At 26.4% G+C, this 19808-nt stretch carries 31 protein-coding genes; 2 read left to right on the forward strand and 29 right to left on the reverse strand.

Annotated elements, in window-relative coordinates; genetic code table 11:
- The 4 genes from KGF42_RS03195 to KGF42_RS03205 form a co-directional block, all read right to left on the reverse strand.
- A partial coding sequence (locus tag KGF42_RS03195) for an IS256 family transposase (RefSeq protein ID WP_227825682.1) occupies positions 1 to 559 on the reverse strand: 559 nt, incomplete at its 3' end.
- 212 nt (positions 560 to 771) lie between these two features.
- Positions 772 to 1149, reverse strand: coding sequence for a BlaI/MecI/CopY family transcriptional regulator (locus tag KGF42_RS03200; protein WP_227825683.1), 378 nt, complete (start codon positions 1147 to 1149; stop codon positions 772 to 774).
- A gap of 188 nt (positions 1150 to 1337) precedes the next feature.
- On the reverse strand, positions 1338 to 1472 hold the full coding sequence (locus tag KGF42_RS19770) for a hypothetical protein (RefSeq protein WP_255650917.1): 135 nt from the start codon (positions 1470 to 1472) through the stop codon (positions 1338 to 1340).
- Between the two features lie 237 nt (positions 1473 to 1709).
- A complete protein-coding gene (locus KGF42_RS03205) occupies positions 1710 to 2822 on the reverse strand; it encodes a tyrosine-type recombinase/integrase (RefSeq protein WP_227825684.1) in 1113 nt (370 codons plus the stop codon).
- A 504-nt stretch (positions 2823 to 3326) separates the two neighbouring features.
- On the opposite strand from KGF42_RS03205, the gene KGF42_RS03210 reads away from it, so the two are divergent.
- Positions 3327 to 4505, forward strand: a complete 1179-nt coding sequence (locus KGF42_RS03210) for a zinc ribbon domain-containing protein (RefSeq protein ID WP_227825685.1) — start codon at positions 3327 to 3329, stop codon at positions 4503 to 4505.
- 74 nt (positions 4506 to 4579) lie between these two features.
- Here KGF42_RS03210 and KGF42_RS03215 read toward each other — a convergent pair whose 3' ends face one another.
- The 7 genes from KGF42_RS03215 to KGF42_RS03245 all read right to left on the reverse strand — a co-directional run bounded on the left by KGF42_RS03215 (position 4580) and on the right by KGF42_RS03245 (position 8258).
- On the reverse strand, positions 4580 to 4753 hold the full coding sequence (locus KGF42_RS03215) for a hypothetical protein (protein ID WP_227825686.1): 174 nt from the start codon (positions 4751 to 4753) through the stop codon (positions 4580 to 4582).
- A 45-nt stretch (positions 4754 to 4798) separates the two neighbouring features.
- Positions 4799 to 5236: a hypothetical protein gene (locus KGF42_RS03220; RefSeq protein ID WP_227825687.1), complete on the reverse strand. Its 438-nt coding sequence runs from the start codon at positions 5234 to 5236 to the stop codon at positions 4799 to 4801.
- 9 nt (positions 5237 to 5245) lie between these two features.
- The gene (locus KGF42_RS03225; protein WP_227825688.1) at positions 5246 to 5755 is read right to left on the reverse strand and encodes a deoxyuridine 5'-triphosphate nucleotidohydrolase; all 510 of its coding nucleotides are present in this window, start codon (positions 5753 to 5755) and stop codon (positions 5246 to 5248) included.
- A 212-nt stretch (positions 5756 to 5967) separates the two neighbouring features.
- Positions 5968 to 6576, reverse strand: a complete 609-nt coding sequence (locus KGF42_RS03230) for a hypothetical protein (RefSeq protein ID WP_227825689.1) — start codon at positions 6574 to 6576, stop codon at positions 5968 to 5970.
- Positions 6577 to 6633: 57 nt separating this feature from the next.
- The gene (locus KGF42_RS03235; protein WP_227825690.1) at positions 6634 to 7191 is read right to left on the reverse strand and encodes a hypothetical protein; all 558 of its coding nucleotides are present in this window, start codon (positions 7189 to 7191) and stop codon (positions 6634 to 6636) included.
- Entirely contained in the window at positions 7192 to 7686 is a 495-nt protein-coding gene (locus tag KGF42_RS03240; RefSeq protein WP_227825691.1) for a crossover junction endodeoxyribonuclease RuvC, read from the reverse strand.
- On the reverse strand, positions 7677 to 8258 hold the full coding sequence (locus tag KGF42_RS03245; RefSeq protein WP_227825692.1) for a guanylate kinase: 582 nt from the start codon (positions 8256 to 8258) through the stop codon (positions 7677 to 7679). The genes KGF42_RS03240 and KGF42_RS03245 overlap by 10 nt, the downstream gene beginning before the upstream one ends.
- 482 nt (positions 8259 to 8740) lie before the next feature.
- Between KGF42_RS03245 and KGF42_RS03250 the strand changes: the two genes are divergently transcribed.
- A complete protein-coding gene (locus tag KGF42_RS03250; protein ID WP_227825693.1) occupies positions 8741 to 8893 on the forward strand; it encodes a hypothetical protein in 153 nt (50 codons plus the stop codon).
- Between the two features lie 54 nt (positions 8894 to 8947).
- Here the strand turns inward: KGF42_RS03250 and KGF42_RS03255 are convergent, their stop codons facing one another.
- The 18 genes from KGF42_RS03255 to KGF42_RS03335 form a co-directional block, all read right to left on the reverse strand.
- Complete coding sequence (locus tag KGF42_RS03255) at positions 8948 to 9790, reverse strand: PD-(D/E)XK nuclease family protein (protein ID WP_227825694.1); 843 nt, start codon at positions 9788 to 9790, stop codon at positions 8948 to 8950.
- Positions 9790 to 10056 (reverse strand): hypothetical protein, encoded by a 267-nt coding sequence (locus tag KGF42_RS03260; RefSeq protein WP_227825695.1) that lies wholly within the window; start codon positions 10054 to 10056, stop codon positions 9790 to 9792. Before KGF42_RS03260 ends, KGF42_RS03255 begins: the two co-directional genes overlap by 1 nt.
- The gene (locus tag KGF42_RS03265; RefSeq protein WP_227825696.1) at positions 10040 to 10294 is read right to left on the reverse strand and encodes a hypothetical protein; all 255 of its coding nucleotides are present in this window, start codon (positions 10292 to 10294) and stop codon (positions 10040 to 10042) included. The genes KGF42_RS03260 and KGF42_RS03265 overlap by 17 nt, the downstream gene beginning before the upstream one ends.
- A 14-nt stretch (positions 10295 to 10308) precedes the next feature.
- Positions 10309 to 11079: a Rha family transcriptional regulator gene (locus KGF42_RS03270; RefSeq protein WP_227825697.1), complete on the reverse strand. Its 771-nt coding sequence runs from the start codon at positions 11077 to 11079 to the stop codon at positions 10309 to 10311.
- Positions 11076 to 12140 carry a CHC2 zinc finger domain-containing protein gene (locus tag KGF42_RS03275; protein ID WP_227825698.1) on the reverse strand — a complete coding sequence of 355 codons (1065 nt, stop codon included), beginning with the start codon at positions 12138 to 12140 and terminating at the stop codon, positions 11076 to 11078. The genes KGF42_RS03270 and KGF42_RS03275 overlap by 4 nt, the downstream gene beginning before the upstream one ends.
- A 9-nt stretch (positions 12141 to 12149) precedes the next feature.
- Entirely contained in the window at positions 12150 to 13724 is a 1575-nt protein-coding gene (locus KGF42_RS03280; protein ID WP_227825699.1) for a DnaB-like helicase C-terminal domain-containing protein, read from the reverse strand.
- The gene (locus KGF42_RS03285; protein ID WP_227825700.1) at positions 13724 to 14266 is read right to left on the reverse strand and encodes a hypothetical protein; all 543 of its coding nucleotides are present in this window, start codon (positions 14264 to 14266) and stop codon (positions 13724 to 13726) included. The genes KGF42_RS03280 and KGF42_RS03285 overlap by 1 nt, the downstream gene beginning before the upstream one ends.
- A gap of 61 nt (positions 14267 to 14327) precedes the next feature.
- Positions 14328 to 14882: an ERF family protein gene (locus KGF42_RS03290; protein ID WP_227825701.1), complete on the reverse strand. Its 555-nt coding sequence runs from the start codon at positions 14880 to 14882 to the stop codon at positions 14328 to 14330.
- Positions 14883 to 14922: 40 nt separating this feature from the next.
- Positions 14923 to 15816, reverse strand: a complete 894-nt coding sequence (locus KGF42_RS03295; RefSeq protein WP_227825702.1) for a hypothetical protein — start codon at positions 15814 to 15816, stop codon at positions 14923 to 14925.
- Positions 15817 to 15884: 68 nt separating this feature from the next.
- On the reverse strand, positions 15885 to 16403 hold the full coding sequence (locus KGF42_RS03300) for a hypothetical protein (protein ID WP_227825703.1): 519 nt from the start codon (positions 16401 to 16403) through the stop codon (positions 15885 to 15887).
- On the reverse strand, positions 16400 to 16525 hold the full coding sequence (locus KGF42_RS19775) for a hypothetical protein (protein WP_255650918.1): 126 nt from the start codon (positions 16523 to 16525) through the stop codon (positions 16400 to 16402). Before KGF42_RS19775 ends, KGF42_RS03300 begins: the two co-directional genes overlap by 4 nt.
- A gap of 11 nt (positions 16526 to 16536) precedes the next feature.
- Entirely contained in the window at positions 16537 to 17097 is a 561-nt protein-coding gene (locus KGF42_RS03305) for a hypothetical protein (RefSeq protein ID WP_227825704.1), read from the reverse strand.
- 25 nt (positions 17098 to 17122) lie between these two features.
- Positions 17123 to 17350, reverse strand: coding sequence for a hypothetical protein (locus tag KGF42_RS03310; protein ID WP_227825705.1), 228 nt, complete (start codon positions 17348 to 17350; stop codon positions 17123 to 17125).
- A 43-nt stretch (positions 17351 to 17393) separates the two neighbouring features.
- Positions 17394 to 17549 carry a hypothetical protein gene (locus tag KGF42_RS03315; protein ID WP_227825706.1) on the reverse strand — a complete coding sequence of 52 codons (156 nt, stop codon included), beginning with the start codon at positions 17547 to 17549 and terminating at the stop codon, positions 17394 to 17396.
- Between the two features lie 17 nt (positions 17550 to 17566).
- The gene (locus KGF42_RS03320) at positions 17567 to 18004 is read right to left on the reverse strand and encodes a hypothetical protein (protein WP_227825707.1); all 438 of its coding nucleotides are present in this window, start codon (positions 18002 to 18004) and stop codon (positions 17567 to 17569) included.
- Positions 17998 to 19119 (reverse strand): PcfJ domain-containing protein, encoded by a 1122-nt coding sequence (locus KGF42_RS03325; protein ID WP_227825708.1) that lies wholly within the window; start codon positions 19117 to 19119, stop codon positions 17998 to 18000. Before KGF42_RS03325 ends, KGF42_RS03320 begins: the two co-directional genes overlap by 7 nt.
- A gap of 86 nt (positions 19120 to 19205) precedes the next feature.
- Complete coding sequence (locus KGF42_RS03330; RefSeq protein WP_227825709.1) at positions 19206 to 19514, reverse strand: hypothetical protein; 309 nt, start codon at positions 19512 to 19514, stop codon at positions 19206 to 19208.
- Positions 19514 to 19765: a hypothetical protein gene (locus KGF42_RS03335; protein ID WP_227825710.1), complete on the reverse strand. Its 252-nt coding sequence runs from the start codon at positions 19763 to 19765 to the stop codon at positions 19514 to 19516. The genes KGF42_RS03330 and KGF42_RS03335 overlap by 1 nt, the downstream gene beginning before the upstream one ends.
- Positions 19766 to 19808: the final 43 nt, after the last annotated feature.

Here is a 19808-nt window from a genome sequence, read left to right on the forward strand (position 1 = left end):
TATAGGCTGCTTTGTTTATTATTCTACCTTCACTTCTAACTTTATAATGTATAGCATCCATAAATACAATTGGATAAATCATATCAAGAGGTCTGTTTTGCCATTCATGAGCTAAAGGTAGAACTCTATCAGTAATTTTAGCTATTAGAGAATGAGATATATCAATTCCGTAAATACTTTTAAGGTGGCTTGATATATCTCGAGTGGACATGCCTTTTGAGTACATTCCAATCACTTGGTTCTCTATTCCTGATATATCATTTTCATAATTTCTAATTACCTTTGGTTCAAAATCTCCATTTCGGTCTCTTGGAATATTTAAAGTTATTTCTCCAAAATCTGATTTAACATTTTTATTTCTATATCCATTTCTAGAGTTTTTAGTATTTTTATTCTTATTGTCATATCTATCATAACCTAAATGGTCATCAAGCTCCGCTTCTAACATTTGATGAATTGTACTTGCAAATAAATCTTTTAGCATATCTTGAATATCTGTAGTTGTTTTAACATCATATTCTTCAATAAGTTTTTTTAATATTTCGTTTTTGTTAAACATAAAAAGTGTGCACCTTCCTTTATATAGTGATATTTAATATTTTAATTATCACCACTTTTTAGAAGAATACACACTTTATTTTAAAGACCCAAAATACAGGAATGAAAATTCTATTCTTGTATAAAGTCTAACTTTTGGGTCAAAGTATTGTAAATATTATTCTTTAAATTATTCCTTAAATTCCCATTTAGAGAATAGTTTATATTAAGTTTTTAGTCACCTTCTTCCCAATTTTTTACCCATTCCTCTAATGAGATTAACTTTTCATCTGTTAAATCTTCTTGAAACAATGAGATTAAAATACCTTTTATAGAACTACATCTTAACAGCTTATGTATTTTTTGTGATATAAATTCAGAATACTTATCTTCTTTAATTGAAATTGTATAATATGTATATTGACTTGTTTCTTGAACATATAGGAATCTTTTGTTTGATAACTTAGACAAAGTTTTTAATGTTATTTTTTCTGACCAGCTATAGTTTTCTTTCATATAATTAACAACATCATATGATTTTACCCTTGTATCTAAACTCCAAATAAATTTCATTATAATTAATTCTGAATCTGATAATCTTCTTAAATACATAATTATCGCCCCAATCATTTGTTTAACTAAATATTACAGCAATAATTCTATACAATCAAATCCAATTTTTTCCATATAATTAAGTAGGTATTTATAAAATTTTGTTTTAATATTTTCAATTTGTGGTATAATAAAAGCAAGGAAACATATTTTACTTAACTTTGAGTGATGTTTCCATTAATTAGTTATTAATGTTTGTTTTTATGGAACTTAATATTAAGTTCCCAGCCACTCTTAGTTGGTCGCTCAGAGTGGCACTTTAATTTATCGTAGATATAACTAGCTATAACACCAGCTACAATACTCATCATTAGATTTTCCATAGTTTTCACCTCCTTTCATACGAAAGTGAGGAACGCTCTATGAAAACACCACTCATAGCTTTTTCAAATATTTATTCCTTGCTATATTTATTATATCATAAATACTGGAAATATAAAATTTCAAATATCTTCTAAAATCTGACGCTCTATATGCCATTTTAAGGCTTTATAAAAATTACTCTTTGTGTTTATACCTTTAATTTTTATTATTAATTTTATATTTATTGATAATAATTATTAATTAGCTTTAAATAGATTTTCAGATATTCTATCGGAAGCTTCTTTATCCATCTCTTTAAGCACATGGGAATATACATTAAGTGTAGTATTAATATTTGAATGTCCTACCCTTTCAGATATAACCTTTATAGGTACTTTAGAATTTATAAGTAAAGTAACATGTGAATGTCTTAAATCATGAAATCTAATATGAGGTAAATCATTATTCTCTAAGAATTTTCTAAATTTCTTACTCATTACATCTTCAGCAATTGGATTACCCTTTCTATCAAAGAACAACAAATTATATTCGTTTCTAATAATACTTCTTAATAATTTTTTATTCTGTTCTAGCTTATAATCTTTTAGTAAATTCATAAGCTCCACTGGTGCAAATATTTTTCTAATTGAACTTTCTGTCTTAGGTTCTTTAAGTATAACAGAACCATCCAATCTGCTTGTTATCTTACTTATAGTTATTGTATTCTCATCAAAATCAATATTATCCCAAGTTAATCCTAGAACTTCTGAAAGTCTCAAGCCTAGACCTGTAGCCAGACTGATAGGTAATTCCATATTCGTATTCTTGGCCAATTCTAATAATTTTAACATCTGTTCTTTATCATAAATTTCATTCTTAAACTTTTTAGCTCTTGGGCTTTCTATACCATCTATAATATTTTCTTTTATCAGTTTAATTCTATATGCTCTCTTGATGGCAAGTCTCAATACATTTATATGTACTTTAATTGTTTGAGGATTTAAGTTACCAGCTAAGTCATCTATATAATTTTGTATATGAATATTTCTCAACTCTTGAAGACGATATCTCCCAATAGAAGGACTAATATGATTCTTACAAATAGCAATGTAGCTTTTATATGTAGATGCAGAAATATTATCTTTATATTTTTCAAGGAAGTCTAATAAAAATTCAGACAGTGTGATTTCATTTGGAACAAGAAAACTATCTTTATATATACTGTCCTTAACTTCAGCCAATCTTTTGTTGGCATCTCTTTTTTTATCAAAAGCTCCCATATTCTTTTGTTTTCTTTTTCCCGATTCATCATCTTTAAATTCTAAGTACACTACATAATTTTTATTTCTTTTTCTTATAAAAGCGTTCATGGTTATCCCTCCTATCAAAATTCATATACTTATTATACCATACAGATGAGGCAAAAAATAGTCATTTTAGCTGACTTTCAACTGACTTTTTTAATTATTTTATTTGTATAATTATTGAAATTACTTAATTATAAAGAAATAGGACATAGAATGAATCCTTCTATGCCTTTACACTATCACTTTATTATTTTTTTATAGTTTCCAATTTAAGCAGTTAAATTTCTGAACAGGATTAATTATAAGCGTTGATTTTTATAAAGCCTTAAAATCGAATTTGAGAGGTAAATTTATTTTTTGTTATTTAAAAAATTATATCTGAAATATTATTAGTATTATGTCTTTTATAATTAATTATTTTGTTAATATACATAAGTAAAAAACTTATAAATATAATTAAATGTTAACAAAGTACTAATTTAAATATAATATGTCATAATATGGATGAAGCTTATGATGAACTGTGTTATAATTATTTTACAGAAAATAATTTAAAGGAGTAATATTATGATTTTTAATATTGATGAAAAATTAAAACATTTAGATACTGAATCTATAAATAATTTAATGAAGTTATATTATGATAATAAAAAAAGTGCTAGCGAACTAATAAAGCTTTATAATATAAATATTTCTCCATCAAGATTATATAAACTATTTCCACCTGAAAAAGTGAATGCTAAGTATTGTCCTTATTGTGGTTCTGAATTTTATATAAATAGACCATCAAAAACTAGCTATCCTCAAAATAATAATGTCGCTTTTTGCTCTAATTGTACTCATAAAGATTCTTTGAAATGTAACTGCGACAACTGTGTCTCCGAAAGAAAACGTGAAATCAAAAATTTAGAAGAAAAAAAAAAGATAGAAGAATTAGAGAAAAGAAATTTAATAGATAAATTATATGGAAAAGCTATCATAAATCCATTAGACATAAGTGAATTAGATTTTAAAGATAGAGTTTACCTAGGCACATTGCTAAGATATGCTTTGAGTGAAGATATGTCAAATATAATCCCCCTAGAAAATCTAGATGGAGTCCTAGCTCCTGCATGTCTTGAATATGAGCTTTTAAAACATTTATATCAAAAAAATATTATTCGGGTTCATCCTATGTCTAAAATATCTGCATTTGAAAATGATGAAGATTTTCCAAGCACTTTCTATATGAATCTAGTTAACTATCATTTAAACATCAAGTATGAAAATGATAAATCTGAAACAATAAGAGAAATTATAAACCCTAGAATAGATATTGATGAACAACAAGCCTATTTTATTTGGAATGATATCGCTATGAATGAATGTTTAGAATATCTAAATTATCAAATGGATAAAGTTGGATTTAATTTTAATCCTGGTGAAAAAACAATACTAGTAATGAGTGAATTATTAGACAATTTTTCAGTTTCTCAAATTTACAGTATAATATATAGGAGTATCACAAATGCAACTAGATATTACCAAGAGGGAAATGTTAGTAAAAAACAAGCTGCGAATTCGGTTATAACTAAATGTCAAAGTTATGGAGAGGTAGCTTTAAGTAATCAATGGGAAATTAAAGGATATTCAAGAATTAAAGATTTACCTCAAAGTAGTCTAAGTGAATTTTTATTTAATAGAGTTCTAAAAATAGGAGATAACGGATTTAACGCAGTACCGTCTATTGACTTTTTAGTAGAATAAATCATACAAAGTATACCAAAAGGCTATAGGTAAATTTGTTTTTACACAAATCTGCTTACAGCCCCACTTTTTATTTAAGCTACTTTTTCAATATATCTTTCATTAACAATATACGTTTTAAACTTATGAACAACCATAATATCTTGCATATTCCCTAATGTCATTACAACTCTAACACATTTATTTCTAATTTCTTCTGGTAACTCTATACTATTTGTTAAATTAACATAATCATCATATTTATACATATTAGCACCTCCAAAATTAGTATTGAGGATATTATATCTCTTTATTTAATTTTCATCAACAACAAATTTCTCTCCAGTTTCAATATTTTCTAAGCAATATAATTTTTCATAAGTATAATAATAATAATTAATTTTTTCTATTAATCTACATGTCTTTTTGTTCAATTCAGTACATATCTTTTCTAATATATCACAAGAGTTATATAAATTACCTACCTCTTCTCCAAATACACATTTATGACAAGTTTTGTCATAACATTTAAATATAATGTCATCCACTTCTTTTAGGACTTCAATTTGCTTATCAAAGTCAACACTTGAATAAGATAGTTTAAGAGATTTTTTTGTTTCTTCTAACAACTCACATAACGTTTTTTCTATTTGACCTATAATTATATTTTTATTTAATATACAATTATTACACCTTAGATTACAATTTCTAGTAGATTTTAATACATCTATTACATCTTTAACAGTATACATACGCCCCTCCTATCTTACCCCTGTACTTCCAAATCCATTATTTCCTCTCTCAGAGCTAGTTAATTCATCTACGACTTTCAATATAGCTCTTGGAACTTGTTGAAATACTCCTTGTGCAAGTTTAGTATGCTCAGGAATAACAATCTCAAAATCCTCTTCATTATATGTAATTATTTTGATTTCACCTCTATACCCAGAATCTATTGTACCCAGTCTTACAGTTGGATATACTTTACCATCCTTGCTTTCATGCCACATAATAATTTGTTCTGTTGCTTTATTTTCAACAAAAAACAGTTTTTTAACACCGTTTAAACTTATACCACTTCTAGGTCTAACTTGCATTTCATATCCATATGGTATTTCTAACGCTATACCTGTAGGAATTGCTACTGCTGACCTAGCTGGAATCACTGTATCTTCCAATGTATATAAATCTATTCCGCTATCACCTTCTTTTGCATAAGATGGTACTATTGCATTTGGACTTAATTTTTTTATTTTAACATTTATACTCATTAATCTAATCTCCCTTTTTATAAAATCTCATTTAGGACATAAGCATATCTTAGTGTAATACAGCACTCTTCCACGCCTTTATCTCCAAATGTATTGATTTCGCTATAATATATCTCAATATTAGCACTTTTATATAATCTTTTTTAAGGCCTCATTTTTAAAACCCTATATTTATAGGCTAAAAAGAGCAAAATTTTTGATTTTAGCACTTTTTATTTTTCAAAAGTGCTTAACCAATTTTTCATCAAATTCCTCATTCTTGATGAAGGTATATAAATATCTATACTTTTATTTTCTCTTATTCTACTTCTCCATATCCATTGAATCATTTCAGCCAAAGCCCATGAATCTTCATCGATACTTATTTTCCTATCTATAAAAAACCCTTTTTCAATAGGATTCATATATAAATTTATACAATAGGCTAACACAGATTTATTTCTATATTCATTTGTAGCTCTTGCATTAAAAGCTATAAACCCTTTTGTATATCTTTTACCTTTACATTTATGTAAATAATCTTTATATACTGTCCAAGCATTTTCAGATGCTTTAGATTTACATACATTTGTAAAATAATTATAAATATTTTTCTTTAATACGTCTAAAGCATCTGTTTTATTTATTACTTGTTTTTCAAACCATGTGCTTGATAAAGGATGATAATTTTTGCCTTCTTGGCCAATCATATTTAGCTTTTCATTATTACAAATATTAATTAATTTTTTATATGGATCTTTATTAGCATCTTTATATTCTATTAATTCATATCTATTATCTATATTTTTTACTGATTTATAATTGTAACTTATGTTATTCATATCATAATAGTATCGCTGCATCTGACCTTTGAATAAATATGTCATTATGTATATTTCTTAAAATTCCTTAAATATAGTTACTGGAAAATGCCACATAGCAAGACTATTTCTAACAAAGTAAACATCTCCATTTACTATTGCATTTTTTAATTCTATAAACTCTCCATTGTAATTCTTATCACTAGAGTTCCAATACATTTTCTTTGTACTATCATCAACCGTTATAACTCCATCATTAAAGAGCATCCTAAAATCAGTTTTATCAATTGAAATACGTTCAATTATATTCATTACTTCATCCAAAATCAGAGTATAGTTCTTATCTTTAAGTAGCTTAAGAGTCTCTTCATTAATATTTCTGAATAAAGCATGAGTAGAAACTATATTACATCCTCTTGAGAGAAGATTATTAAAATGAGTTAATTTACTTCCTTTTCCTTTTTTTGATTCTGGTTGATAAAACTTCCTCATATAACAACCTTTTATAACCCTTTTTACTTCATCTAAATAAGGTGTTATGTAAATATATCTTTTATCTAAACTTTCATTCATTGTTTGTATTGCCCAACTTGTTTTACCTGTACCACACATACTATCAACTATAGTTGCACCCATTTACTTAGCATCACCAACTTTATTTAAATAAGCTATTCCAAGAGCTATAGCATCATATATATCGCTTGTTTTTGCCTTACAAGTCCTATCAATATACTCTCCAATATCAATAATATTTTCTCTTACATATGTGGCTACTTCTTCTTTTTTAGATTTGCCACTATTCATAAGATATTTTCTAACTGAAACTGGATACATATATTCAATCTCTATATTATTTAATTTAACAGTTCTCATTATTGCTCCTAAGAGTTTTCTTAAACTAAGAATTGTTTTAGAATTTCTAGAAGTGAATTGGTCTTCAACTAAGACTATTTGAATATTATGACTTGTAATTATCTCTTGAATTGTATTACAGATATGGCACATTCGCTCATCTTCAGACTTGAATTTATCTTTTTTAGTTACTATTTTTCCATATTCTAATACTTCTTTATTACTATTTATAACTGCCCATCCAGTACTGGACATAGATACATCTAAGGCTAAGACCATTGAATCCCCTCTTTCATATGTATTTTAACTTGCTCTACTGCATTAGTGATACTTAAGTTATTTACTATTACAATGTAGTTTTCACTATTTAAAAACTCTTTAAATTTAATCTTATCATCAGCCAATCTTCTTTCAATTTCTTTAGGATTATCACCTCTATCTATTAATCTTTTCCTTATAGTATCTTCATCTGCATTTATAAAAAATGGTACTAATCTAATTTTTGTTCCTATAAAATATTTTTCTAATGCTTTATAGCCACTAGCATCTACTATAGTCAGAGCATATTTTTTATTATCTAATTCAGATTTATGTATTCCATATAGCCAAGTGCTGTAATCATGAACTATATATTTTCTCATTTCTATAAAATTATTTTTTTCTTTCTTAAAGAATTTACTGTCTACAAAATGATATGTTTTATTGATGATTTCTAAGTAATCACGAGGAGGTCTTGTTGTATGAGATATTAGAATTGGAATATTGAATTGTTTTGAGATTTCACTTACTATACTATCTTTGCCTGAACCTGAATATCCTAGAAATACAAATATTTTGATTAATTTATTCATCTACTCACTCCTTTATTTACATTATTTACCATATAATGATATAATTTAACTAAAAATATAAGGTGGTGTTTCCTATTCTATACGCATGTGGTTTCTATATATTTTTTATTATCACTATAATCCTTTTGATAATATTCATTGACAGAATGTTCTTACCTGGAACTAAATTTTTAAATTTTGGCGAATTTTTTCTAATTTCATATGGTTTATTGATATTTTTTACCATTGCATTTTATTTTTTTCTTATAATTGCTAACATAAAAACAACATTATTCTTCATACTACCTTTTCATGCGATTTCGTTTATCGCTGCCGAAATAATAATAATTACATTTTTTAAGGGTATTATTTCTTTTAATGATATAATTAAATCACGATTTCCTAACATAAAATTTATTTCTACTCCAATAAAAAATTCTTTTGATATATTTTCTGATAAAAACTTTCTTAAGGTTTCAAATATAATATCTTATTTTTTTAGTATGATAATTGTATTATTTATTATACCTTTATTTATATTAGAACCACTTAACAACAATATAGCAATCGAACTTGCAAAATCTGAGATAAATTTGTACCAGCAGTTTTTTGTCTTTGCTAGTATTCCAATATTATCTTCTATGTTAAAAAAATAATTTTCTCAAACCATTATTAGTTAAATTAATAATGGTTTTATTAAAATTCACATTTTATTGTGATTTAGTATTTCTGAACCCCTTATTTTCCTTAGGTTTACAACTCTTCTCATAATGAGAGCATAGAGTTTTACAAAAGAACTGATTACTTTTGTCATCATTCTTGCACCAATCACTCTTATCGTTGAAATCTAGCTGTTTTATTTGATTAACTGTATCAACAACAAAGTTAATTAACTGTTGTTCCAGCTCTTTAGTATATCTAATTTTAACTATAGCTCTTTCATAATTATTTATATTTTCAATCTTATTTCTTTCAATTAAAGTTCCTTTTTTATTTTTCATATACTTACACATATCGAATGCTACATATTCAATTATTTTATCTGGATATTTTTTTTTAAGATATATTGCGTATAAGATAAGCTGCATAGCTTTTTTAGATAAGTCTTTCTTAGAAAACTTGCTACTTGATTTGTAATCTATGACATAGATTTTATTATTTATTATGTAATATAAATCTATATAACCCCTTATTGTAACACCTTGAATATCAAACTCAAAATATTCTTCTATGTAGTATTTATCACACTCAATTGGAGTGAAGTTCTCTAGGTAATGCATAATACATTCTAAATAATTAATTCTTGAATTTGATGTAGGAAAGTCGTAATCCATTATATTTGCATATTCTATAACTTCATTATACTTTTGAATAGCTTCTTGATTTGTTATTTTTCTTTGTTGTAATTGTTCCAGTAAACTATGTAATTCATTACCATAATAACCATAGCAATTTTGTTCTCGATTTAAATTTTTAATATATGTAAGATAGTACTGAAATGGACATATGTGAAATGCATTTAATTTACTAAAGCTATATAATTCTTTTTCCATTAATCCACCTCATTTTCTATTTCCTTCACAGTATCATTCAATCTCTCTATAAGTTTTTCTATCATATCAAATCCAGCTAACATCATAGAGAAGAATATTCCTATAGAAGTTATAATGTCTAATATATATTCAGTTATGCAAGAGGGGCTAGAATAAAAGCCTATACCTGTATTCCTTCCAAAATATAAACTGTACCCTAAGTTAAAAATCAAGAAAAATATCATTAAATACAATGCTCTATACTTACTATTAATTATCTTTTTCATTTTCATCACTCACCTTTTTTATATCTATTAAATCCCATGCATAGATTGTTTTTTCTGTTGCACTATATTTTTCACTTGTATCTAGTTGGATAAATTGCTCATCTACATTTTTTAATCTTCCCTTACAAAATTGTTCTTTTATATCTTCCATAGTTTTATATTTTACATTTATAATGTCTCCTGTATGTAATACGTCTCCATTTTGTAATAACACTTCTTGTCTGACTTCTTGTATCATATATCCACCTCCTATTATGCTAACGCAAGTAATTTACCTCTTAATTTATTTTCTAACCATTTCATTCCTTTACCAGTTATCCTAGGAGTTATAACTAATTTGTTTCCAGTTTCATTTAATTCTACCAATAAATAATCTCTATCTATATATGTTTGATAAAGCTCATTATTTGATTGAAGTATTTTTAAATTTCTTAGATTTTCCATTAATTTATTTCTACCATATGGAAGTTTCAACAATTTAGAAGCTTGTGATATGCTATAGATTTTTCTTCCATCTGTCCTAATCCTATTTGCAAATTGAACATCTGTTTTTTGTTCTTCTATTGTTTCTATAAGAGGTGCAGTTACAACTTCTTCAAAAGTTTTTATTGCTATTGCTTGCTCTATATCCGACTTAGAATTAACTATATCTAATATTCCTTTATCTCTTGCTGATAGCTCTAACTTTTGTCCTTTTATAATTCTTTCCATTTCTTCAAATCGTTCCATGTATTTAGCAGTAAACAATACCCCTTTTTCTCCAGTTGTTTTATGTGCAAGGAATTCACAACCTTTTTTAGATACTAAATATTCTTTATAAAATTTTCCCCTATTCTCATATTCACCCTCCAACCAATATATTTCATTCGGAATTTTTTCCGAATCAAAAACTATATTTATTTTTTCTATCTTTCTTATTAAATCTCTATGCCCATCTTTAGATGTCATTCCCATCATCTTAGCAACTTCTAAGCTACTTATTCTAACTATTTTATCTACTACCTGTCTTGCAACCTCACTCATTTAACCACTCCTTCAAATTGTATTATATTTATTCTATTTTTTAATAATTGTTCAAACACTTTCTTCCCTTTGTCACTAGGACTATCTTTGTACTCTAACAAATTATCTTTATCCCAAATTACACTTATGTTTACTATTTCTCTAATATCTTGAACTAGTTTACATATTTTATTTTTCCATGCAACATATTCTTCATCAGCTTTAACTTTAAATTGCCTATCAAAAGCTATAATTAGCTCTTCAATACCTAAATCTATCAATATTTTCTTTTGCTCTCTACTAAAATTGCTTCCACATATAGCTACAGAAGGATTATTTTTATACATAGTAGCCATTTGTAAGACTGATTTTTCACCTTCAAATACTATTACTTTTTTGCATTTCTTTATGGCTTGTTTATTGATATTTAATCCATATAAATTAAGACTAAGTCTATGATTATAACACCTATTGTCATACCATAATGGAATATATTTGCCAAAACTTTTAGCTTTATCTTCATCTAAGTTTCTCACTCTAATACCAACAGGTCTATCTTTGTCATGCCAACAGAAATGTGGAATCACTATTTGATTTTCATATGGATTATAATGTACTTGATATGTTTTAAGAGCTTTAAAAGAGATGTTTTCCTTTTCCCACTCTTTAATTGGAACTTGCTGAAAAGTTTTATATACATATGGCTTTTTAGGGGTAGGAAGTAATTCTATTTGTATATCTTTAATATCATCTTGTTTTAATTTTTTCTTTATTCTAAATCCTTTTCTTAGCATTGGTTGATTTGAAATACCAAAGAAATCTTTTATTTCATTAACAGCATCTTTAAATTCATATTTATTTATATGTATTAATAAATCTATTAAACTCCCTATGTGACCACAAGAACTATAGCAATGAAATGTTTTGCTTTCTGTATAATAAAATAATTTATATGAATCTCCATTATGACATAAACAAGTATTAAATATTAACTGTCTATCATTGCTTTTAGGAGACAAGTCCGAACCTAAATAGTCCATAAAATTTATCACCTGTTGATTAGTTAAATCCTTTATTTCCATAGTCATCACCTAGTATGACAATTGTCCTCTATAGACCTTTTCACACCTTCCTATCTCTTCAAATCTACCAGTCTTACCATAAAATCTTAACAAGATTACATCTCCATCCTGACCTCTTCTTGACTTATTTAAAAATAATAACCTGTATTCTTTTTGTAAATCTTTTGCATCAAACGAAATGTACTCTCTTTCAGTAGTCTTTTTTAATTTATTATATTTTAATTTATATGGCTTTAGGAAGAATTTCTTATTAGTCGAATCTAATTCTAAATCATTTACTACTTTCCTCATTAACATTAATAAGCCACACACATTCTTAACAGCTTTAGCTTCTGACAAGTCTGAAGCCGATAAATATGAACTTTTATTTTCTTGAGCTGTAACTAATTGCATAGATAGTAGTGTTATTACATTATATTTATTCCCAAAATTATCTAGTAGCTTAGAGTTCTCAATTAGTCTTCCTGTATAATTTGCATCTGATGAATTCTCTGATTTGAATGTATCAACTGCTATAGCAGTAAATCCTTCATGTGCCACAAGCTCTTTGCTCTTTCTTAATATCTCAGATATTTCAAACTCTTCCATATATATAAATTTTAAACTTTCTTCAAAACCTCTATTTTTCAAGAACATTTCTATCTTTTCCATAAGCTCTTCTTCAAATTCTGTGAAATCGCCATTATCAATTTTATTTCTATCTAAGTCATGATAATTGAATATGTTGTATGCTATAAATGAAACTAACATACTCTTAAAATATTGAGACTTTTGTTCATTAGCGAATATAACTACTTTTTCATCTTGGTATATCATAGCTAATATATAATTAAAAAATAATAATGTAGTTTTACCTATTCCTGAGAATCCAGATATTATATTTATTCCTCCACCCTTACCAAGTCCATTAGTTCTATTTGATAATACTGGTAGACCATATATATATTTAGATTCTTCACTATCACTTAATCCTGTTTCTTTTTCATTATATTCAAAAATGATATTATAAGGTGTTCCTGCTTCAGTTTTTTGTTTTAATTTTTCTCTATCTTCTTTGGTAAGTAAAAGATTTTCTACCTTCATATTATTCTTTATAGAATTTACACTACATGAAGATATTAACCCTTCATAAAACTCTTCAACTTCTCTACAACTTATAGATTGGAATAACTCAAATGGAATAAATTTCTCTCCTTTATGTTCCATTTCTTTTATTATATTAAAACCTTTTTCATCTAAGGCAATTAATAGATTATTTTTCGCCAAGTCATCAATATATGCTGATATATTAGTTTCTTTTCCATATTCCATAGCAGATGATAAGCTATTCCAACCACCATATTTTTCATATTCAGATTTAAGTTTATTTGAAGATACAAATTTAGCTACGCTTGTTTCATCAAGTTCACTATGGGTTTTAGACATTGTTCTTCCTAATGAAAAAAAGAATTTTACTTTATCTATTATGAAGTCACTTTCACTAATCTTATATTCACTAAAAAGAGTTAATGATTTTAGCATTGTTCCTAAAACTAAAGTCTCTATAATACCTCTATCCTTTGTTATTTTTTCATATACACTCATTAATTCACCTCTTTAATTTTTTCAAATAAGCTTTGCCTTTTATTAGAAAGTACCTTTTTAGGAGCAATTGCTTCATAATATTCTTCATTTTCTTCTACTTCTTTGTACATCTTTTCGTTTTCTTTTTCATCTTTTATTTGTTTATTTCTAATTGTTATATCTCTAATACTCCCTTTTAATATAGTAAATACATAGCATAATTTAGGATATTCTTCTTCTATATCTTTTCTGTAGTTAAGTAATTCTATAATTTCATCTTTTTTCTCAAGTACACAGTCATATAATTCTTCTCTTGTATAACCACTTTTTATTATCTCTTGTAACATCTTATTTTTTTGATTACTTATAACTTTATATCCCATAATATAATCTATACCAAGTTGACATTGTTTCCAGAAATATATGTCCTGCTGCTCTTTTCTATATTCATGTTCATTACAATAATATATATTTCGTTTTTTTCCTCCAGATGTAATATGTTCTACTTTATAAGCATCTTTTGTATTTAATTTTTTCTTACAAACCTTACACTTACAATTCAAATTTTCCCCTCCTTATGCTATGTATTTATTGCTACCCCATTAAGAGGTAGCATTTTTTTACTTACACTCTACTTTTCTTAACAGTTGAATTTTCTTCCTCTGATTTGCCTTTTGATTTGTTTGTTAAAGAGTTGCCATCATCATCTTCTTCGAATGATAATGCTAATACTGATTGAACTGCATATCTTCTTAAGTAAGTTTCTAATGCTCCTCTAGCTTGTATATCATTAGTCTTGGCTGGTTTAAATGGTGCAGAATTTGACTCTATGTATTCACCTGATGAATGTTTAAGTTTGGTTTTTATATATACTTTATCATTACCTGCATCTTCTGCTGATTGCATTAGTATTAAATCATGTTTTGCTAGTAATGGATTTACTGCTTTAAGAATTGTATCAAGATTTGCATATTTAGACCTAAAAAATGGATTTGTATTGTCTTTCGGAATTGACTCTATATCTAAATGGAATGCTATTAATGCTTTTGTTATCTCAATTTGACTATCACTTTCTTTTAATCCTTCTATCCTATCTGAATATAAATTCGATATATTCTTTTTATTTTCTTCATTTACTTTTCTCTTAAAATCATAATTCATTATTTCTTCTTTATTCATACACACATCTCCCTTTTTAATAGTTTATTTAATTTATAATTTAGAATGGTACATCATCATCGCTTATTTCAATTGTCTTGCCATTTTTATCAATATCTCTTTGTTTTTCTTTCTCATCTTTTTCTTTTATTTTTTCTTTCATTGCTTCTATATTTTTATCTGTAAAAGGATAATTTTTATCACTAAATATTTCATCTCCATCTTTCAAAGGCTCATCTCCACCTTCTATTTCCAAAAATGTAAAAGCACTTTTTTTAATTCTTGAACCAAATCCTGCTGATTTACTAGTAATCATAGATTTCACTGTGCCTTCAAGAAGGCCAACATCTCCTATTTTATATAAACCTTTAAATCCTTCTATCATATCTTCATTATGTATTCTAAATGTCATATTACAACCTTGCTTACCATATTTATTAATTAATCCCTTAACCTCCAAATACTTGCCTAAGTCATCTTCTTTTTCTTCTATATTTTCAATTAATACATATGTTCTCCAAACTTGACTTGCTTTTATTGGTTTTACTGCTTCGCCCTTGTCATTAATTGGATTACCTTTGTCATCATATTTTTCTCTATTGCAAAAAGTCCCTGATATCTGGAATCGCTCTTTCTTTTCACCGTCTTTATAGTATAAGTTATTTTCTAACGAACAAACACATCTAACAATATCTCCTTTTCCATCTTCTGCTCTAGTTTTTATTTCATTAGCTATTGTTTCTATTCCTAAAAACATTTGATTTGGTGAGCCATCTGACTTAAACATTGATGTAAAGTAATCTACATTTACTGATTCATTTGGTGCTGTTTCAATTTTTAAGGTAAATCTTATAGCTTCTTGGCTAGTTCCTTGGTTTATTCTAGCTATATTTAAAATGTCTAAAACTTCTCCCGATACAAATACTTGATTATAATTTACTCTTTTTTCTGCCATTCATATTCTCCTTTATATTTAAATTTTAATTACTAACAATTAGATTTAATCTGATTTAATATCTTGAATTATTCTATGATAAGTTGTTTTGAATATGGAAGTGTTTCTATCCACTTACAGAATGTATCTTGCCATTCTTCCTTTAAACGATGTGATTTTCTTTGATGATACATATTTCTTAATTCTGCATAATTTGTATTTAATGTTCTCTCTTGTAAATAACCTTCTGGTAGCAATCTTTTAGGTCTTACAAGTTCTGTTCCATCTCCATTACCTTCAAAATGTGTTTTTGCTAAATTATTTATTTTTTTTATTGATAATTCTATGAATTCCTTATCTCTTTCATCAAAGATAAAGTTACTTAATGTGAGTTCTTTATTTTTATCAAACAGTTTATGCATTGTTGAACAACTATTTTTTGTTCCAAATTTATATGTATCTGCTTCACTCCACCAGTATCTAGGCATCGTTACATCGACCCACACTTGTATTTGTCTCAGAAACTTAGCATGTTCTGAACCTGCCATTATCAAATGTCTTGCTAAATTCATGTCTTTTTTTCCAATATGAAAATTTTCATATCTCATATATAATTTAAATAATAAGTGTTATCACTTATATTCCAGCTGTTCATAGGATTTCTCATACCTTTTATTGAAGAGTAAAATCCACTTACACATGTGTTTTCAAATTTCATTTTTTTATTCAATTCATCAACTCCTAACCTTCTACAACAATATAACCTTCTTTGTAATGTCTTCCCATATTGTTCACCCTTTTATAATACTTATAATCACTCTCCCCTTTTATTCTTGGTACAAATACATCTATAGCATTAGAATTACCAAAATATTTATTAGAACCTCTATCTTTAACCACCTTTAAATTTCCATCAACTAATATTTTAGTTCCAAACTTAAGATGATTATTAGCTACAAATCCATATCTTAATTTTTCTCCTGTTGCTGTAACAGCTCCATATTTACTATTCTCACAATTTAAAGAAGTGTAATAACTTACTTTCCATGTCATAGGAATTAGTTTTTCTATTTTTATTTCTAATTCTTTTTCTAAATTAATTCTTTTAATTTCTAGTTTATATTCTTTAGTATTTTTATATTGCTCCCATTCTTTTTTATACATTAAATTAATATTCCTTGCTGTATCTGCCATAAGTTCTTTATTTATATTATTATTAACAACATCTTCTGTATTAGCAAATACATGTATTGTACTCCCAACTATTAAAGCTCCTGTTACTAATATGTTTTTCCACCTCATATATACCTCTTTTCTTTAAATTCACTTAAAATTTTAATAACTCTATTTCTATTTGTCCATCTAAAACATGATGAAGACTTATAATATCACTTTCTACTTTATTTCCGCTGATATAGGCCACATCTATTTGAAATGGTGTTATACTAGATATTAATGCGTTGTGTTTACTACTTCCTCTGTAACCATAACTTATTGCACTTCCAGTGAAAAATGTATTTAAATCAAATACAGGTCTATTTATTATCCCTTCCATAAATACCTCCAATTATATTAAAATGATAATTTTAAATACTTATTTATTCTGCAAGAGCATCATCTAATTCTTTACTAGATGGTTCTTTCCCTTCTCCATTCCATTCAAATGCATCCTCTAAATATGCATTTGGATTATAACAACAATAATCACAATCTCTATTTTTATTCTCACATATTTCTTTAAGTTTGCAACTCATTTTTAGTCCTCCTAAATTTACTTATTATTTATTTCGTCTAATAATAAATTTAATTTATGTTCTGCTTTTCTAACTTCAATTCTTGCCAGACATAACTTAATACCTTTATTGAATTCAAACTCATCTGAATCATGACAAGTAGCTGATGCTTTAAAATCTCCAATTCTAACTTCTACTTTCTTTCCATTTGTTCTATACTTACAAGTCTTATTTGTTCCAAGTACAGTCTCAGTTTTCCATTCACTCCAAATATGTTCTTTTTTCTTAATATCTATCACAACTTCAAAATACTTTTCAAATTCACTATAATTCATGAACCCCATTCCATAATCTGTTTTAAAATGTATATTTCCGTTATTTTCTACTGATGTAATTACAAATATATCTCCTATTTCTAACATTCTAAAGCCTTGTATTTCTTTCATTAGTTTTATTTTAGTTCCTTCTATTAACATACTTTCTTCATCCTTTCTATTCTATTATTATATTTATCAATTGCTTCTTGCTCTCTTTCATTGACATCTCTATTATATTTACCTTTAGCCTGTACTATTTTGTCATCTCTAACTTCAATTGTTACTAAGCTCTTACTTAGATTATCCTTTTTTCTCATAAATAATATATGACACTTTCCATCTATAACATTTTGGATATAACTACTTACACAATTATTTTGTTGCACTGCTTCATCTTTAATTTCACTTGTGCTTTTTGGATATATGAATTTATAATCTTGATAGGAATATTCTAATGTTTTGTCTATTCTTTTATTGAATATTTCTTCTTCAAATTCAGTTTTAAGACGATTATAATTTCGAGTTGCTATTTTATGAGTTGTTAAGAAATGTCTTGGATATTTTTCATATTTATCACTTATTGCACTCATCATAACAACATAGTCATATAATTCATTTAGAGTACTTTCAAGTCCATTCAATGCTTCATATGTCATTAGATTATCTATATAATTTATAAGTGATTGAGGTTTATATTTATATGTATCTATTAATCTATCAAATATCATTCTATCATAACCAGAATTAAGAATTGAAATTAAATTATTTTTTCTTATTGAATTAAATTCTAAGTTTAATAAGTTATTATACAAATTAGGATTTTTATTATACCCTTGTATCAGTCTGTCACTCAAAGTAATACCATGACTTCTACAGATAGAAATAAGACCTTTGGGTATATTCTTAATATCACAACATATAGGATAAATTACTTTTTTTAATCCTGCTGAAAATAATTGTTCGTATTCAGAATAATTATTTATTTCATTTAAAAAACTTCCTATATTTCTTATTCTTTCAACCCTCCTTCCCCAATATCTTCTATCCTTGCTTCTATTAACTCTTCCATCCACAAAACTTAAAAAACGCTTATAATTTTCGTCTTCAAAAGAATTTATTACCTCATGTAAGTCATATCCTCTAAGTTGTGTACATACATCTTTTACAATCCTTCCAGATTTACCAATACATTCTCCTGTTGCTAAATTATACTTTACATTCTTCCCATCTTCAAATTCAAACACTAAAAATTGTTTGTTTTTATAAGCTTTCAAATATTAATCACTACCTCCTTTTTACCTTCTATGTTCTTGATATATTCATAGTATATCATATACCTTCTATGTTCTCAATAGTTTTTTTAAATATTTTTAGAATTTATATATTTTTCTTTTAATCCTTTATTATTTCTTATATATACAATATCGCTTATATGTTTTATATATTGTATATCATCAGATATTCTCATCAAACTTGTAAGAAAATACATAGAATGACTTTTAGGAATTCTTCTCTTAAGAACTAAATCTATAGCTTTTTTAGCAGCATTATAGCTTTTTAAGTGAGTGTGGCCTTCTTTAAACTCCTTATTTGTATTATAAACTATATATCCAGATTTTGATTTGATAATAATGTATTCTTTTTTCTCATAAATTTTATTTACACTCATTATATATCCTCTATTTTTTGAAGAACCATTTCTAATTCACTTGGTTTTTCACCTAATATTTCTTTTTTTTTACAAGTTGCTACAACTTCTTTTCTTACACTTTCCCACTCATTAAGAATTTCTTCATACTCTTCATTTTCTTGTTTTAAAAAAGCATTTTCCTCTTTTAATTCATCGACCTTCATACTTAGTTCTTTTTTTTCTTCCAATAAGTTATAATATCTTTGTTCATCTATAAGTATTGAAATCACTACCTTTCACGAACTTCGTATGTGCCATTTTAAGAAATCAATG

This window comes from Clostridioides sp. ZZV15-6383, assembly GCF_020657735.1.
Taxonomy (GTDB): domain Bacteria; phylum Bacillota; class Clostridia; order Peptostreptococcales; family Peptostreptococcaceae; genus Clostridioides; species Clostridioides difficile_D.